Source organism: Plantactinospora sp. WMMB334, from assembly GCF_049179095.1.
Taxonomy (GTDB): domain Bacteria; phylum Actinomycetota; class Actinomycetes; order Mycobacteriales; family Micromonosporaceae; genus Plantactinospora.
Genome location: NZ_JBMHME010000002.1, coordinates 1,653,417 through 1,670,243, shown reverse-complemented (window position 1 = coordinate 1,670,243; position 16,827 = coordinate 1,653,417). Strand labels below are relative to the sequence as shown.

At 72.0% G+C, this 16,827-nt stretch carries 13 protein-coding genes; 3 read left to right on the top strand and 10 right to left on the bottom strand.

Going from position 1 to position 16,827, the window contains the following annotated elements:
• Window positions 1-42 precede the first annotated feature (42 nt).
• Together ACN27G_RS07250 and yaaA are read left to right on the top strand one after the other, a co-directional pair.
• A complete protein-coding gene (locus tag ACN27G_RS07250) occupies window positions 43-702 on the top strand; it encodes an FMN-dependent NADH-azoreductase (RefSeq protein WP_421492004.1) in 660 nt (219 codons plus the stop codon).
• 84 nt (window positions 703-786) lie between these two features.
• Window positions 787-1,584: a peroxide stress protein YaaA gene (gene yaaA, locus ACN27G_RS07245; protein ID WP_421492003.1), complete on the top strand. Its 798-nt coding sequence runs from the start codon at window positions 787-789 to the stop codon at window positions 1,582-1,584.
• Between the two features lie 42 nt (window positions 1,585-1,626).
• On the opposite strand, the gene ACN27G_RS07240 is transcribed toward yaaA, so the two are convergent.
• Window positions 1,627-2,574 carry a LysR family transcriptional regulator gene (locus tag ACN27G_RS07240; RefSeq protein ID WP_421492002.1) on the bottom strand — a complete coding sequence of 316 codons (948 nt, stop codon included), beginning with the start codon at window positions 2,572-2,574 and terminating at the stop codon, window positions 1,627-1,629.
• Between the two features lie 169 nt (window positions 2,575-2,743).
• On the opposite strand from ACN27G_RS07240, the gene ACN27G_RS07235 reads away from it, so the two are divergent.
• Complete coding sequence (locus ACN27G_RS07235) at window positions 2,744-3,625, top strand: class I SAM-dependent methyltransferase (protein WP_421492001.1); 882 nt, start codon at window positions 2,744-2,746, stop codon at window positions 3,623-3,625.
• Between the two features lie 72 nt (window positions 3,626-3,697).
• Here the strand turns inward: ACN27G_RS07235 and ACN27G_RS07230 are convergent, their stop codons facing one another.
• The 9 genes from ACN27G_RS07230 to ACN27G_RS07190 form a co-directional block, all read right to left on the bottom strand.
• Entirely contained in the window at window positions 3,698-7,975 is a 4,278-nt protein-coding gene (locus ACN27G_RS07230; RefSeq protein ID WP_421497262.1) for a GH92 family glycosyl hydrolase, read from the bottom strand.
• Between the two features lie 362 nt (window positions 7,976-8,337).
• Entirely contained in the window at window positions 8,338-8,532 is a 195-nt protein-coding gene (locus ACN27G_RS07225; RefSeq protein ID WP_421492000.1) for a DUF397 domain-containing protein, read from the bottom strand.
• Window positions 8,523-9,314: a helix-turn-helix domain-containing protein gene (locus ACN27G_RS07220; RefSeq protein WP_421491999.1), complete on the bottom strand. Its 792-nt coding sequence runs from the start codon at window positions 9,312-9,314 to the stop codon at window positions 8,523-8,525. The genes ACN27G_RS07225 and ACN27G_RS07220 overlap by 10 nt, the downstream gene beginning before the upstream one ends.
• 680 nt (window positions 9,315-9,994) lie before the next feature.
• On the bottom strand, window positions 9,995-11,131 hold the full coding sequence (locus ACN27G_RS07215) for an amphi-Trp domain-containing protein (RefSeq protein ID WP_421491998.1): 1,137 nt from the start codon (window positions 11,129-11,131) through the stop codon (window positions 9,995-9,997).
• 46 nt (window positions 11,132-11,177) lie between these two features.
• Window positions 11,178-11,312 (bottom strand): hypothetical protein, encoded by a 135-nt coding sequence (locus ACN27G_RS07210; protein WP_421491997.1) that lies wholly within the window; start codon window positions 11,310-11,312, stop codon window positions 11,178-11,180.
• 11 nt (window positions 11,313-11,323) lie between these two features.
• Window positions 11,324-13,270, bottom strand: a complete 1,947-nt coding sequence (locus tag ACN27G_RS07205) for a GH39 family glycosyl hydrolase (RefSeq protein WP_421491996.1) — start codon at window positions 13,268-13,270, stop codon at window positions 11,324-11,326.
• Window positions 13,271-13,353: 83 nt separating this feature from the next.
• Entirely contained in the window at window positions 13,354-14,928 is a 1,575-nt protein-coding gene (locus ACN27G_RS07200) for a glucoamylase family protein (protein WP_421491995.1), read from the bottom strand.
• A gap of 57 nt (window positions 14,929-14,985) precedes the next feature.
• Complete coding sequence (locus tag ACN27G_RS07195) at window positions 14,986-15,891, bottom strand: carbohydrate ABC transporter permease (RefSeq protein ID WP_421491994.1); 906 nt, start codon at window positions 15,889-15,891, stop codon at window positions 14,986-14,988.
• A complete protein-coding gene (locus ACN27G_RS07190; protein WP_421491993.1) occupies window positions 15,888-16,826 on the bottom strand; it encodes a carbohydrate ABC transporter permease in 939 nt (312 codons plus the stop codon). Before ACN27G_RS07190 ends, ACN27G_RS07195 begins: the two co-directional genes overlap by 4 nt.
• Between the last annotated feature and the right edge of the window lies 1 nt (window position 16,827).

Here is a 16,827-nt window from a genome sequence, read left to right as displayed (position 1 = left end):
CGCTAATTTGGTCGGGTAAGCAGATCTTCTACGGAGGTCAGAGTGAGCCTGTTCCGACTCGACGCCAGCATCCGCGGCGAGCAGTCCGTCAGCCGGGCCGTCGCCGACACCGCCGAGGCGGCGTGGACCCGTACCCACCCGTCCGGGCTGATCACCCGCCGCGACCTGATCGCGTCGCCGGTGCCGGTCGACGCCTGGGTCTCGGCGGTCACCGCCGCGTTCGTCCCACCCGAGCAGCGCAGCGAGGAGCAGGCAACGGCCGCCGCCCTCGCCGCGACCTACGTCGACGAGCTCGTCGCCGCCGACGCCTACCTGCTGGCCGTGCCGCTCTACAACTGGGGCGTCTCCCAGCACGTCAAGGCCTGGATCGACATGCTGCTCGCCGAGCCCCGGCTGGCGCCCGGGCAGGAGTCGCCGGTGCGCGGCCGGCCGGCGGCGCTGATCGTCACCCGGGGCGGCGGCTACGGCGCCGGCTCGCCCAAGGAGGGCTGGGACCACGCGACGCCGTACTATCGACGGTTCTTCGGCGACGTGCTCGGCCTGGACCTGCACGTCAGCGAGATCGAGCTGACCCTCGCCGAGGTCACCCCGGCGATGGAGCCGCTGCGGGACCAGGCCCGCCGCAACCTCGACGCCGGCCACGCCTCCGCCGGCAAGCACGGCGAACTGCTGGCCCAGCACACCCTCGGCCTGGCGGCCTGACCGCCGACCCTCCGCGCCGGGTGCGGGGCGGGCCCGGCGGCCCGTCCCGTACCCGCATGGCGGGCTCCTGCGTAGGCTTGCCGCGTGCTGATCCTGCTCCCTCCCTCGGAAGGGAAGACCGCGCCCCGGACCGGCCGGCCGGTCGATCCCGCGGCACTGAGCCAGCCGGCGCTCACCCCCGGTCGGGAACGCGCGCTGGACGCGCTCGTCGCGCTCTGTGCCGGGCCGGACCGGGACCGGGCGCGGAAGGTGCTCGGGCTCAGCCCGGGGCAGGACGAGGAGTTGGACCGCAATGCCCGGCTGCGCACCGCACCGGCCCAGCCGGCGGCCAAGGTCTACACCGGGGTGCTCTACGACGCGCTCGGCCTCGGCACCCTGCCCGGTCCGGCGCGGGCCCGGGCCCGGCGCTCCGTCCTGGTCTGCTCCGGCCTCTGGGGCGTGGTGCGGCTCGACGACCGGATCCCGGCGTACCGCTGCGCGGTCGGGGCGAACCTGCCCGGGGCGGGCGGGCTGGCGGCGTACTGGCGAGGGCTGCTCGATCCGGTGCTCACCGAGGCGGCCGGCGCCGGCCCCGTCCTCGACCTCCGCTCCAGCGGGTACGCGGCGATGTGGCGTCCGACCGGCCGGCTGGCCGAGCGCACGGTGACGGTACGGGTACTGCACGAGCAGGTGGTGGAAGGCGTGCCGCGGCGTTCGGTGGTGAGCCATTTCAACAAGGCGAGCAAGGGCCGGCTGGTCCGGGACCTGCTGCTGGCCGGCGCCGCGCCCCGGTCCGTCGGCAGACTGGTCGAGGCGCTGCGCGATCTCAAATACACCGTCGAGGAGCAGCCGGCGGTCGCGGGTCGCCCCCGCCAGCTCGACCTGGTGGTCACCGAACTCTGAGCTCCGAGCGCCACCACCGTCGAGGACGGCGTCTGGCCGTGGTCAGGTGCGACTGAGCGCGAGCTCGGCCAGTATCTCCAGCATCGCGGTCACCGCCGGGGCCCGGAAGGCGGGTGCGGCCGTCGCCGCGTAGAGCCGGCGGGGCGGCAGCACCGGGCTGGTCGGCCGGAGCACCACGTCGCGGCGCATCGCCACGGCGGCGAGCGTGGGCATGAGCATCACGCCGACACCGGCCGCCACCAGTGCCTGCTTGCCGGTCCAGTCGTCACACCAGAAGCCGATCGTCGGCGCGGCGCCGAGCGCCTCGGCCAGCGGGGTCACCGGCCCGAGACAGTCGGGATGGGCTCCGTCGATCCAGGTCTCGTCGCCCAGGTCGGCCAGGCGGATCCGGCGGCGCCGGGCGAGCCGGTGCTGGGCCGGCAGCACGACCAGGAGTTCCTCGTCGAGCAGGGGGACCAGTTCCACGCCCTCGACGGCGAGCCGTTCCGGCTCGGCACCGGCAGGTGCGTTCCGGGCCGCCCAAGGCTCCGCGTAGAGGTGCCACTCGGTCACCAGGGCGAGGTCGATGCTGCCCTCCTGCACCGCCGGCAGCAGGGCCATCTGGTCCAGTTGCCGGAGGCTGAGCGTCACGCCGGGATGGAGCTGCCCGAACCGGCGGACCGCCTCGGGCACGAAGTGGGTGTTGGCGCTGGGAAAGGCCGCCAACCGCAGTTCCCCGGTCTCCAGGTCGGCGAAGGAGGCGAGCCGGGCCTCCAGGGCACGCAGCCGGGTCAGGCTGTCCCGCGCGAGGTCGATCGCGACCGCGCCGGCCGGGGTCGGTCGGACCCCACGGGCGGCCCGGGTGAAGAGCCGTACGCCGAGCCGCCGTTCCAGGCCCGCGATCTGCCGCGACACGGCGGGCTGGGTCAACGAGAGCGCCGAGGCCGCCGCGGAGAACGAGCCACGGTCGCCGACCGCGATGAGCACCTGCAACGACCAGGGGTCCAGCATGCGCACAGCTTATGGCAGACCCAACCAACCCGCAGTTGTGCGCATGGGTCATGGAGCCGACGCTTGACCGGTGGGTACCACCACGTCGAGCGAACCGGGAGCTGGCGGCGGCCTCCCCCGCAGCCTCCCCGCGGCTGCTCGTCGGCGCGCGTCCGGAAGGGATCTGAGAATGCACATCGTCAACACCGACCAGGCCGAGGCGTGGAACGGACCGGAGGCGGTCAACTGGGCCGGGCTCAGCGAACGCGATGCTCCGGTGAACGGCGCACTCACCCGGACCCTGCTCGCCGCCGCCCGGATCGGGTCCGGGGATCGCATCCTCGACGTCGGTTGCGGCACCGGCGAGACGACCCGGCTGGCCGCCCGACTGGCGCCCCGGGGGCGGGTCCTCGGCGTCGACCTCTCCGCGCTGCTACTCGACCACGCCCGGAGCGCGGCGGTCGCGGCCGGCCTTGCCAACGTCGAATTCGCCCAGGGCGACGTGCAGGTCCACCCGCTTCCGGGCAGCACGTTCGACATCGCGATCAGCCAGTTCGGCGTCATGTTCTTCGCCGATCCGGTGGCCGCCTTCGCCAACGTCCGGTACGCGCTCCGCTCCGGCGGCCGGCTCGCCTTCGTCTGTCCACGCGACATGTCGGAGAACGCGTGGTACGTGACGCCGATGTCCGCGCTGCACCCGGGCCGGAGCGCCGACCAGCTTCCCGCGTCGGCGATGTTCTCGCTCGCCGACGCGGCACGGCTGACCGGTGTGCTGGAGCGGGCCGGCCTCACCGACATCCACACCCGACCGGTCGACGCCCCGATGGCGTTCGGCCCGGACGCGGGCGCTGCCGCCGACGGGTTCCTCGGCTCGGGACCGGTGCTGGCCGTTCTGCAACGCGCGGACGGGCCGCCCCCCGAGGTCGCCCGGCAGCTCCTGGTCGAGGCGCTGCGCCCGTACGAGGGGCCGGACGGGGTACGCATCCCCGGCGCGCACTGGCTGGTCACCGCCACCCGACCCGTCGACGGTCACCGCGGGCCGAGGGATTCTGCCGGGGTGGCCGGCGGGTAGCTCGCCGGACGCCCCGCCCGTCATACGGTCAGCCGCCGTACGGTCAGCCGCCGTACGGTCAGCCGTCCCCGGTCAGAGGTGCGCGCACTGGCCGCTCGCCGGGCCCCGCACCGTGTTGGGCAGCCCGTTGCCCACCGGGGCCGGATCGTTGAGCAGGCAGGAGAGCGGCCCGCCGACGCCGCTCGCCGCGACCAGCGCCCCGGCGTTGCCGATGAGCGTCACCGGGCCACCGACGTCGGCCCGCTCGATGCCGACGTTGCCGGAGGTGCCGACCACCGAGACCGGACCGCCGACCTCGACGTCCCGCAGCACCACCTCCGCCGCGCCGACCGCCGAGACCGGGCCGGTGATCCTGCCGCCGTCGACCCGGAGCGTGGCACCGGCGCGCACCACCACCGGGCCGGTGACGGTCGCCCCGGCCAGGCAGACCACCCCGGTGGAGACGGTCAGCGGGCCCTTGCGCCGCCCGGTCAGCGTGGATGTGCACGCCGCCGCCGGGTTCGCCAGCAACTCCACCTCGGCCAGCGCCGCCGGCCCGCCGGTCGAGCCGGTCGGTGCGAGCCGGTAGTAGCCGTACCGGCCGGGGTGCTGGACGGCGAAGGCCCGGGTCTGGGCCCGCCGGCTGAACGTCTCGTCCGACCGGCTGTCGATCACCGTCCAGCGGCTGCCGTCGTAGGAGCCGGAGAGCGTCCAGCCGGTCGGGTCGCCCGCCGCCGCCCGCGAGGTGAGGGTGTAGTGGGTGACCAGTTCCGGCGTGCCGGAGACGGTCCAGGTGACCGGGGCGGTCAGCGGCGCCCCGGTCGCCGAGGTGTCGTCGGTCAACGCCGCCGCTCCACCCTGGACGGTGATGTCGGCCAGCGGCCGGGGCGGGGCGCCGGGCGGGGTCAGCGAGGTCGGCAGGGCCGCCTCCCCGGTGCCCCAGGTCGACGGCGCCGGCCCCATCCGGAAGTCGAGCACCGCGCCGTCGGCCAGCTCCGCGTGCGAGATCGAGGTGCGCTGGTACGGCACCCCGTCGACCGAGAGCCCCTGCACGAAGACGTTGTCGGCGCTGTTCTCCGGGGCGTTCACCACCAGTTTCCGGCCACCGGGCAGGTGCACCGTCGCCTTGCGGAACAGCGGCGAACCGATCACGTAGTCGGTGCTGCCCACCTGGAGCGGATAGATGCCGAGCGCCGCGAAGAGATACCAGGCCGACGTCTCGCCGTTGTCCTCGTCCCCGGCGTAGCCCTGGCCGATCTCGCTGCCGAGGTACATCCGGGACAGCACCTCCCGGACCAGCGCCTGGGTCTTCGCCGGCTGCCCGGCGTAGGTGTACATCCACGGGATGTGGTGCGAGACCTGGTTGCTGAAGCCCCACATGCCCATCCGGACGTCCCGGGCCTCCACCATCTCGTGGATGGTGCCGCCGTAGGAGCCGGGGAACTTCGCCGTCTCCGGGGTGGCGAAGAACTCGTCAAGCTTCTCGGCCAGCGCCGCCCGGCCGCCGTAGAGGTTGGCCAGGCCCTGCCCGTCGTGCGGCACGTGGAAGGCGAAGTTCCAGCCGTTCGTCTCGGTGTAGTCGTGGTCGTGGCCCCAGACCCGGGGGTCGTACCCGTCCGGGTCGGACTTCCACTCCCCCGCCGCGTCGCGGCCCTGGAAGAACTCCACGTTCGGGTCGAACATGTGGATGTAGTTCTGGGCGCGGTTGCGGAAGTACTCCGCGTCGGAGCGGTAGCCGGCCCGCTCCGCCTCCGGGGTCGTCGGGTCCTCGGCGAGCGCCGCCGCCATGTTGGCGATGCCGAAGTCGTTGATGTAGCCCTCCAGTGCCCAGGAGACGCCCTCGGAGACCGCCGACGAGGTGTAGCCGGCGAAGATCGAGGTCTGCAGCCCCTTCCGTCCCACGCTCGTGTTGTTCGGGTTCGCGCCGGGTGGCGCCACCGTGGCGTTGCGGACCGCCGCCCGGTAGGCGGCCTTCGCGTCGAAGCCGCGGACGCCCTTGACGTACGCGTCGGCGAAGGCGACGTCCGAGCTGGTCCCGGTCATCAGGTTCGCGTAGCCGGGCGCCGACCACCGGGATACCCAGCCGCCGTCGCGGTACTGCTGCACGAACCCGTCGACCAGCTCACCGGCCATCTCGGGGCTGAAGAGGGTGTACGCCGACCAGGTGGTCCGGTAGGTGTCCCAGAACCCGTTGTTGACGTACACCTTGCCGTCCACCACCTCGGCGCCGGTCTCGGTCGGCGTGGAGTCGATCGGGATCGACGAGGTGGCCGACGACTGCACGGCGTGCCGCCAGTGCGGCTCGGCCGGGGTGCCGACGTTCTCGTGCGCCGAGTTCGGATAGAGGAAGAGCCGGTAGAGGTTGGAGTAGAGGGTGACGAGTTGCTCCTCGGTGGCCCCCTCCACCTCGACCACCCGCAGCTTCTCGTCCCAGAGCCGCTGCGCCCGCTCGCGTACGGCGTCGAAGGTGTCGCCCTGCGGGATCTCGTGGCCGAGGTTGCGGCGGGCCTGCTCGACCGAGATCAGCGAGGTGGCGATCCGGAGTTGCACCTGCTTCGAGTCGGTGGTGTCGAAGCCGAGGTAGCCGGTGACGTTCGCCCCGCCCCCGCCGGTCAGCCGGCCGCCGGCCACGACCGGGCGGTCGACCACGCCGTAGACGAACATCCGGGTGGCACCGTTGGAGAGGCCGCTGCGCACGTCGGTGTAGCCGGTGATCTCACCCGCGTCGGGGGCGAGGGTCAGCCCGCCGTTGTTGTCGACGTTGTCGAAGATCAGGTTGCCCCGGTCGCCGGGGAAGGTGAACCGGAAGATGGCCGCGTGGTCGGTCGGGGCGATCTCGGTGACCAGCCCGTTGTCGAAGGTGACCCCGTAGTGGTGCGCCCGGGCAACCTCGTTCTCGTGCCCGAACGGCAGCGCCCGGGCCGCCCGGTTGGCGTTCGGGACGCCGTCGGCGACCGACGGCATCACCTGGAAGGTCTGCCGGTCACCCATCCACGGGCTCGGCTCGCGGCTGACCGTGAACGCCTGTATCGTCGGCCGGTTGTCCGCGTTGTTGCCGCGCTGATAGTCGTAGAGCCAGCTCAGCGAGCCGGCGTTGGTCATCGGGGTCCAGAAGTTGAACCCGTGCGGCACGGCGGTGGCCGGGATGTTGTTGCCCCGGGAGAAGCCGCCGGTGGAGTTCGTCCCCCGGGTGGTCCGGACATGGTCGGAGGGCCGGTCGTGCTCCGGCCGGTCCGGGTGGGCGGTGACCCGGATGTCGTCGATCCAGCCGTTGAAGACGCCGGGGCCGGTGCTGCTGTCGTAGCCGACCAGCACCCGGACGGCCCGCCTGCCGGCGGCGACGTCGCCGATCCGGGAGCGCTTCAGGTTCCACTGGTCGGCGTAGAGCGACTTCGCCGCGCCCTGCGCCTGCGGGTTCAGCCCGAAGCCGTACTGGTCGACGGCGCCCAGCTCGCTGAGGTAGCTACCGTCGTCGAAGGCGAGGTCGACGGCGGCGTACGTGCTCGGATAGTCCAGGTCCTGGGCGGTCAGCTCCGGGAAGATCACGTACGACAGCTCGGTCTCCGGCGTGATCGCCAGGTCGACGTCGAAGACCCGGTTGTACGCGTACCCGCGCCCGTCCACGGTCTGCCCGCCGGAGTACTGGAAGGCGTGGCGCCCGGTCCAGCCGACGTTCGGCTTCATGGTCGGCCCGTTGACCGGCCCGCCGCTGACGAAGCCGCGCATGTCGGTGACCGGCGACGGCGTGGTGTCGCCGTCGGAGAGCTGCCACTCGGCGAGCTGGGTGATGCCGCCGCCGGCCACGGCGGTGATGTCCAGCCGGTAGTAGCGGTAGGCGGTGCTGTTGTCGAGGCGGTACTCCCGGGTCTGGAACCGCTCGGCGAACTCCTGGCCGGTCCGGCTGTCCAGGTCGGTCCAGCTCTCGCCGTCGGCGGAGCCCTGCAGCGTCCAGTCGCGCGGGTCCCGCTCGGGAGCGTCGTTGGCGGAGGTGAGCGCGTAGTGCACGATCGCGACCGGCTCGTCGAAGCGGACCCGGACCCAGCCGGCGGAGGCGAAGACCAGCCACTTGGTGCTGACGTTCCGGTCGACGACCCGGGCGGCGGTCTCGTTCGGCGGGTTCTCGCCGCTGCCGGTCACCTCGGTCACCCGGTCGGTGAGGTTGCCGGGGATGCCGGTCACCGGGCTGCCGGTCACTCCGGACATCCGCTTGCGCCCGGCGGCGTCGACCTCGGCGCTGTTCGTCCAGGTCGGCTGCGGGTCGGCCGGCTCGAACGAGGAGTGGAACTCGGTGCCGCCGGGTGGTGCGGCGAGCGCCGGCAGGGGGCCTGCGGGCAGCACCAGACCGACCGCGACGGCGAGCGCCACGGGCATGGTGCGGCGGGACAGCAGCATGAGGGTCTCCCATGGGGGTTTGGTCGGGTTGGGACGGACACACCCGACTTAAGATCCACTCAAGCTCCGGCGGAGATGTCTGTCAAGGCCCGGAACCGCCCTGCTGACCGGAATCAACGGCCCCGGCGGCCCAGCCTGGAGATATCTGTCACGCAGGCTGTCGAGCTGGGTGCATGAACGGGGCACGCGGCATCGGCTCGCCGACAAGGACGGGAAGGACGGGAAGGGTGGGAAGGGTGGGTAAGGGTGGGCGCACAAGCGGGGCAGCTCGACAGTCTTCCGAACGGCCAACCCCGACCCGGCAGGTGCCCGAAACCGTCGCCTGCCGGACCCCCGACCGACTACCCGTGCCGGCCGACTCCGGCGACGAACGCCCGCCACGCGGCCGGGCCGAAGGCCAGCGCCGGTCCCTGCCGGTCCTTGCTGTCCCGGACCAGGACCCGGCCGGGGAGGTTGTCGGCCACCTCCACGCAGTTGCCGCCCTGCCCGTTGCTGCGGGCGGACGTCCGCCAGCGCGGACCGTCGATCAGCTCCATGACTCCGCTGCTTCCGTGATGAGTTCGAGGGACGGGCGTCCGGGTAGAGCGTACTCGCGGATCGCCTCCCAGACCTCCTCCAGCGCGGCGACCCGCTCCGGGTCCTCGACCACCCGACCGTCCAGCGGATCGTCCAGGAACGCCACGCTCCGGCCGTCGACGGTGGCCAGCGCCAGCGGCCCGTTCAGCCCGGGATAGGCGCCCGCCGAGGCCGGCACCACGGCGACACTGACGTTCGGCAGGCCGCACGCCCGCACGATCGCGTGCAGTTGCCCGGCCATCACCTGTGGTCCGCCGACGGGCCGGCGCAGCACCGCCTCGTCCAGCACGGCGAAGAGCCGGCACGGCTGCTCGGGACGGCGCAGCACCTCGGCGCGGGCGAGCCGGGCCGCCACGGCGGCGTCCAGGTCCGGCACCCGGGTGCCGGCGTCGCCGAGAACGGCCCGCGCGTACTCCTCGGTCTGGAGCAGGCCGGGCACCACCGCCAGTTCGAAGCTCCGGACCATGGTGGCCCGCTGCTCGTACTCCAGCCACGGCCTGATGAAGGTCGGGCCGGCGGAGGCCCGCGCCTCGGCGACCGATTCCTGGAACAGGTCGCCGGAGTCGAAGACGGTGTCGAGGTGCAGTGCCGTGTCGGGCTGCGGGATCAGCCGGTTGGTCTCGAATTTGGCAATGAGCGATGTCGACACGTGCAGCCGTTCGGCAAGCTGCTCCTGGGTCATCCCGGACCTGGAACGGGCGTACTTGAGAATTCTTCCCATTCCTCCGCTGTGATTCGTCATTCCTCACCTTTCCCGGCGCGCGATGTCGGGCTCGTAAGCTGTGTTGCTGGCTGCTTATCTTCCGCCTTTCGACGTCTGAAGTCCAAGGTGGAACTCAAGCGCACCGCCGGTTTTACCCAACGCCCATCACAAGCGGAGCGCCCACGGGGGTGGCTGCCCGTGTTGCGGAGCCCGGCGCCACCCCCGCCCCATTTCGACGACGGGAGAAGAGCATGCCATTCGGTCGAGGAACCAAGCCGTATCACCGCCGGGACTGGCGCCGACTCTGGCGATACTGCCGCTGTGGCTATCGGTGGCGCTGCCCCGACTCGGTCGAACTCGTCCCGATGCCGTACGCCCCGCAGGTCCCGCCGCTGACGAATGCGAAGTACCGGGCCGCCATTCGTGCCCGGACACCGCGATCCGGTGCCTTCGACATGTTGGACGCCGTGGCCACGCCGACCCGCCCCCGGCCCCGGAACACCCGCTCGAATCCGTGGCGGAGCGCTGCCGCCGGCCCCCGGCAGACGGACCGGGTTGACGCGCCGGCACGTGGGCGCTCGCCCCGTGTCCGGTACGCCGAGCGAGCCAGCCGAATGTGGTCGAGGTCGGATGCGGTCGAGGTCGGATGCGGTCGTCGGGTGGGTCGGATCGGGAGAGCCGGCCCGACCCACCCGGCGGCCGTTGCTGCCGACTGACGGCTACCAGGCTCCCGTCGTCGGCCTGTCGTCGCGGGGCGGCTCCACCGGACTGGGACTCCAGAGCGGCTGGCGGCGGCTGGACTCCTCATCCCGCTCCGCCGGGTCAGGCGCTTCCGCTGCTGCCGCAGGCGTTCCCGACGCGGCAGGCGGTTCCGACGCGGCAGGCGGTTCCGACGGCTCCGCCGACTCGGACGCAGCCGGCTCGACAGACTCGGTGGTAGTCGGCTCGACAGCGTCGGACGCAGTCGGCTCGGTGTCTGCGGCGGTTGGCTCCGCCGGACTGGACACCTCGGTCGGCCCGGCAGAGGTCGGCGCCTCCACCGGATCGGCCGAACTGGACACCTCCGCCGGCTCTGCCGCGGCAGGGGTCCAGGACGGCTGCACGGGGTGGGAGGTCTCGGTCAGCTCCTCGGCCGGGCTGGAGGCGACAGCGGGGGTCAGTGCCGCAGCCGTCGCAGCCGGAGCGACAGCGGGAGATGACCACGGCCCGGTGGCGGTGACCGGCGCTGCCGCCTCCACCGGCCTGGGCGCATCCACCGGCTTGGGCGCCTCCACCGGCGGCTTGGGCGCCTCCGGCGGCTTCGGAGCCTCCGCCGGCTCCTCGGTTTCCGCCGGCTCCGACTCCTCGTCGCCCGTCTCGGAACTGTCCTGGTCGGAGTTCTTCTCCTCGGAGCCTCCCTCGTCGGAGTCCTCGGCGGCGTTCGCCTCTTCCTCTGCTTCCGCTTCCTCGTCCTCGCCGTCCCCGGACGCGTCGCCTTCCTCGTCGTCCTCCTCGGCCCCTACTTCCTCGCCATCTTCTTCCTCGTCGTCTTCGTCGTCCTCGTCGTCTTCGTCGTCCTCGTCGTCCTCGTCTTCCTCGTCGTCCTCGTCGTCCTCGTCTTCCTCGTCTTCCTCGTCTTCCTCGTCGGTGATGGCGGCCGCTGCGTGCGGATCGCGCCAGGAGAATTCGATCTCGATGGAGATCTCGCTGCCGTCGCGCTCGATCTCCAGCTCGCAGTGAACCCGTTCGCCGACTGTGACGGCGCCGGCAGCGCCGTAGTAGACCTTCCCGCCGGTCTCCAATTGACTGGCCAACAGGCGCAGCCAGCCGGCCAGGTCCTCTCGTGCCACCATCCGCTCGTCCTCGTAGATTTCCATGGCGGACATGCTCGCACTCCACAGGGGACCAGTCACTGCTGGGTGTTCACCGCACGCGGTGGTCGTGTGCTCGCAGGAACGCCGATGGTTCCACCGCCGTCCCGATGTCCAATACCGTCCGCGCATCGCCGAGCGCCGCCGGGTGAATCATGACGACTTGTTGCACCTGGAACGACAACAAGTCGTCATGATTCACCCAGCCGCCGACGCGGCCACCGGTTCGAAGCGCAGGAAGGAGACCGCCGGCATCGGGAGCGGGAACTCCACCGTGCAGGTGCCGTCCGCCGTTGGCACGACCTGCTCCGGCCGGTACTCGTCCAGCGTGTCCCGGCCGCGCAGCACCTGCCACTGCTCCTCCGTCGGCCAGTCGCCGCCGCCGAGGTCCTGCCAGGCGCGGACGATGTTGGAGTGCTCCGCGTCGAGCCGCCAGTGGCGTACCCGATAGGAGCCGGCGGCCAACCCACGGGCCTCGACCCGGACCTCGCGGCCCAGCCGATGGTCGCCGCCGGCCTTGGACTGGTCCAGGGTGCCGTTCCAGACCAGCACCGTCACCGCGCCGTCGTCGTCGCGTGCCGCCCACGCCTCGACCAGGCTCTCCGCGCCGTCCCCGGTCAGGGTCTGCCGCAACTCGTGCTCGGCGAGCCGGTCGGCCAGGGCGAGCGCCCAGAACCGGGGCTTGCGCAGGTTGCCGACGGTCAGCAGGCCGAAGCCGCCGTGGAAGAGCCGGCTCGGCCGGCCCAGTTCCTCGAAGTGGTCGGAGGCGACCCAGTACGCGAGCGCGTCCACCCGGTTGGCGGCCGAGTGCATGCCACGCAGCAGAAAGGCGGCGGCGAAGACGTCGTCGCTGACCGGGTTGAAGTGGGTGGGCGTGACACCCCACTCGGTCCAGAGGATGCCCAGGTCGGGACGGCCGTGCCTGGCGCAGACCGGGCGAAAGTCCAGCGGCGGGGCGCCGTAGGTGTGCGTCGAGACGAAATCGACCGGTGCGCCGGAGACATCGACGTGCTCCAGCAGCTCACCCACCCAGCCGGCGGCGGCCGAGGCCGGACCGCCGACCGTCAACCCCGGGTCGACCTCCCGGACGGCCTGGACGGTCACCTCGTAGAGGCGCATGAACTCGGCCCGGGTGCCGGACCAGAAGACCTCCAGGTTCGCCTCGTTCCAGACCTCGAACGGCCAGTGCCGCACCTCCTCCCGGCCGTACCGGTCGATGAGGTGGGTGACCAGGGCGCGGATCAGGTCGGCCCAGCGCTGCCAGTCCCGGGGCGGGGAGATGATCGCCCCGTACGCGAAGACGGTCTTCGTCGGGTCGCTGGCCAGGTCGCGGGGCATGAACGACAGCTCGACGACCGGGCGCAGGCCGAGCGCCAACACCCGGTCGTAGACCTCGTCCACCCGGCCGAAGTCGTGCACCGGCACGCCGTCGACCTCCCGGTAGACGCCGAGGTCGTCGCAGAGGATCGCGTGCGCACGCACGCTGCTGACGCCCAGCTCGGTGCTCATGATCCGCAGCGCTTCGGCGAGTTCCGCGCCGATCGGACGCCCGCCGGTCGTCTCCGTGCTGAGCAGGTGGCTCAGGTGCTCGGAGCCGATCATCGGGCGCCACGGCCGGTGCACCGGCCGGGTCGGGCCGTCCGCCTCGACCGCCACCCGCACCAGCGGGTCAGCTCCGGCGGCGGCAGCAGCCCGACCGTTGCCGGTCGCCGACGGAGCGGATCCGTCGTGGGAGGCCGCCCGGACCGCCGCGGAGAGCGGTCCGGGCTGGTCGACGTCGCGCAGCGCGGCAACGGCGTACGCGTAGGGCTGGCCCGGCTCGCCGGTGGTGTCCGCGTACGGCGGATGCGGCACCGCCAGTACGTCACCGCCGTGATGGTCCAGCACCCTCGGCGGCTCGTCACCGGCGGACCGGTACACCTGGTATCCGATGGCGCCCGGCACCGGTGACCAGTCGAGGGTGACCTGTCCCCGCCCCGGCGTCGCCCGCAGCCCGTCGGGGGCGTGCAGGCCGCCCGCGATGCCGGGACCGTCGTCGGCGGTGCCGGTCCGGCGCCGGCCGATCCGGTCCTGCCAGTCCGCGCGGGCCCGTTCCGCGTCGCCAACGCTCTCCGCGTCGCCGATGCTCGTCGTCTCGTCGCTCATTCCTACGTGATCCTTCGTGTGGCGTGCCTGCTGTTGCCGTCTGCCGTACTCGTCAACCGCGCTCGCCGAGCGCGCTCGTCGTCCTACTGCCGGGCCGGTACGGAGAACTCCTCCATCCGCATCATCGGGCGGAGCAGCCGTTCCGCCCCGCCCCGGCTGAACGCCCTGCGCAGCACGTCGTCGCCGAGCAGGTTGCCCAGGGCGCCCAGCACCATCCCCTGGTCGAGCGCGAGATAGCGCTTGGCGACGGTGCCGCTGCCCACCGCCACCGAGTCGTAGAAGCCACCCGGACCGTAGATGTCGAAGTCGCGGCGCAGCCTCGCCAGCTCGGCCTGCGCCTCGGCGGGGGCGTGCTGGAGGCCGAGGAAGACCCCGTGCGGGGTGACCACGCCGTCGCCGTACGCCTCGGGTTCCGGCTGGGCGGGGCGGTCGGGGCAACCGGCGAACCCGTAGTCGACGCTGGTCCGCTCCTGGTCGCTGGTGTAGCCGGGACCGTCCAGCCCCATCGCGTCCACGCCGTACTCGCGGTATCCGCCGGCCGGGTTGGAGGCGGGCGAGAAGCCCCAGTGGCCGTAGCCGGCGTCGCGCAGGCCGTGCTCGATCTGGCCGCGGACGTAGACCGGGTGGTTACGGGCCCAGCTCTTCGGCCCCCAGCGGGTCTCCGGGACGAACATGTCCGGCATGAACGCCTCGAACATGTCCCCGCCCCATGACGGTACGAACTGGAGGCCCCGGTAGCGGTAGGCGCCCTCGAAGACCCGGACCCCGGCGTACTCGCGGTATTCGCCGACCGGCTTCATCTCCTGCCACGACCAGTCGCAGGTGTCGGGGAAGGTCCGCCACGGGCCGAAGTAGTGTGCCGGCGGCACCTGGCCCCGGGCGATCGCCACATAGCTGATCATGCGGGTCTCGCTGTTGAAGGCGCCGTAGGTGTGGCAGGTGTAGTGGACGTCCGGCCCACGGTCCCGGTAGTTGCCGGGCAGCGAGCAGCCCGGCGGCGGCTCGACCCAGAAACCGCCCCGCATCAGCCCGACCGGCACGTCGGCGCCGAGGGCCTGCGGGTCGTAGTAGAAGCCGAAGTCCATGCCGTTCAGCAGCGGATCGGACTTGCGGCGCAGCTGCGGCAGCGCGTTGTGCACGATCATCAATGCGGCGGCCAGCCAGGCGTTGTCCACACTAGAGGCGAACGGGTAGACCGGCTCGCCATCCTCCGGCCAGGTGCGCAGCAGCTCCAGGGTGGCCGGGTCGTACCAGTTGTAGAACATGCCGGAGTCGGCGTGCCGGTCGAGGCGGGCCAGCGAGTCGAGCGCGGCGCCGACCCGCACGACCAGCTCCCGCTCGCCGATCAGCCTCAGCTCCCGGGCCGCGAGGGCCGACCAGATGTACGAGCCGACGTTTGTCGGCGAGGTGTACTTCGCCCGGCTGCCGGCGGCCAGGTCACCACCGATGTTGTCGGCGGGGAGCCCGGTGCCGGGATCGGTCATCGCCACCATCGACCGCCAGGTGTCGGCGGCCCAGCGGGTGGCGGCGGCCCGGTCGACGGCACCGGGCGGGGAGCCGGCCGAGGGGACGGCCGGCGCGGCGGATGCGGCGCCGGCCGGCGCGGCGATGGTGAGGGCGAGGGCCGCCGCCAGGGCGACCCGGACGGGACGGATCATGGTGTTACCTCCGGGGGTACGGCGTCGGCGGAGGCCGACGGTGCGTCTGGAAGGTCGTCACTTCAGTCCGGTGGTGGCGATGCCGCGCACGAAGTGCCGCTGCAACACGATGAAGACGATCAGTACGGGCAGCACCACCACGACAGAGCCGGCGAGCAGCAGCCCGAAGTTGGTCTGGTTCTGCCCGACGCTGTAGAGGGCCAGCGCGACCGGCAGGGTGTATTTGTCCTCGGTGGTGGCGACCACCAGTGGCCAGAGGAAGTTGTTCCAGCTCGCGAGGAAGCCGAGGATCGCGAGCGCGGCCAGGGCCGGCCGGCAGAGCGGCAGCACGATCCGGACGAAGATGCGCAGCTCGCCGGCACCGTCGACCCGGGCCGACTCGATCAGCTCGTCCGGGATGGAGAGCATGAACTGGCGCATCAGGAACGCGCCCAGCGCCCAGGCCAGGAACGGCAGCACCAGCGCGGCGTAGGTGTTGCCCAGGCCGAGATTGGCGATCAGCACGAAGAGCGGGACGAAGGTCACCATGCTGGGCACCATCACCGCGCCGAGCACCAGACCGAACAGGGCGCGCCGGCCCGGGAAGCGGAGCTTGGTCAGCGCGTAACCGACGGCCGAGCACAGCACGACGTTGCCGATCGTGACCAGCACGGCCACCAGGGCGGAGTTGAAGAAATATGTCGGGTAGTCGAGCCGGCCGAACAACTCCTGGTAGTTCGCCAGGGTCAACTGCTCCGGCCACCAGGTCGGCGGCAACCGCCGGATCTCACTCTCCGACTTGAACGACGACACCAGCATCCACAGGAACGGGCCGACCATCACCAGCAGGCCCACCACCAGCACCACGTGCAGGACGACGGCGGCCACCCGGTCGCGGCGGCGGCGTACCGGCCGGTCGGAGCCGGCGCCGGATGCCGGCGGCACGGTGGGCGGTCGGCTCGGAGACGTGACCTGGGTGGTCACCGGGACACCTCCTCGGTCGAGCGCAGCAGCCGGAACCAGAGGATCGTCAACAGCACGATCACCACGAAGAGCAGATAGCTCATCGCCGAGGCGTAGCCGTAGTTGCCGAACCCGAACTGGCTGTAGATGTGGTAGGAGACGGACAGCGTCGAGTTGAGCGGGCCGCCCCGGGTCATCACCAGCGGCTCCTCGAAGAACTGGAGATAGCCGATGGTCGCGATGACCCCGACGAAGAGCAGTGTCGGGCGCAGCGACGGCAGGGTGACGTAGCGGAACTGCTGCCAGGGGCTCGCCCCGTCGATCCGGGCCGCCTCGTAGAGGTGCTGCGGGATCGCCTGCAACCCCGCCAGGAAGATCACCATCTGGTAGCCGAGGTTGCGCCAGGCGGCCATCACGATCAGCGATGGCAGGGCGAGGTCGCTGCGCTGCAACCAGCTCGGCCCCTCCACCCCGACCAGGCCGAGCAGGCTGTTGAGCAGGCCGCTGTCCGGCTGGAGGAGGAACCGCCAGACCACGGCGATCGCCACGATGCTGCTGACCACCGGCAGGTAGTAGCCGACCCGGAACACCGTGCGGAAGCGGGTCAGTCCCGAGTTGAGCCCCAGCGCCGCCGCGAGCCCGGCAACCATGGTCAGCGGTACGCCGACCAGCACGAAGATCGCGGTGTTCACGGCGGCCCGGACGAAGAGTTCGTCGCCGAAGAGCCGGGCGTAGTTCTCCAGGCCGACGACGTTGACGGCGAACGGGGTACGCAGGTCGGCGCTGCGCAGGTCGGTGAAGCTCATCAGCAGCGAGGCCAGCACCGGACCGGCCAGGAAAACCAGGAGCAGGGCCGTGAAGGGCAGGGCGAAGCCCCAGCCGACCGCCGCCCGGCGCAGGCGCAGTCCGGCACCACCCCGCCGCCGGGGGCCCGCGTCGGGCGCGACCGCTGTCATC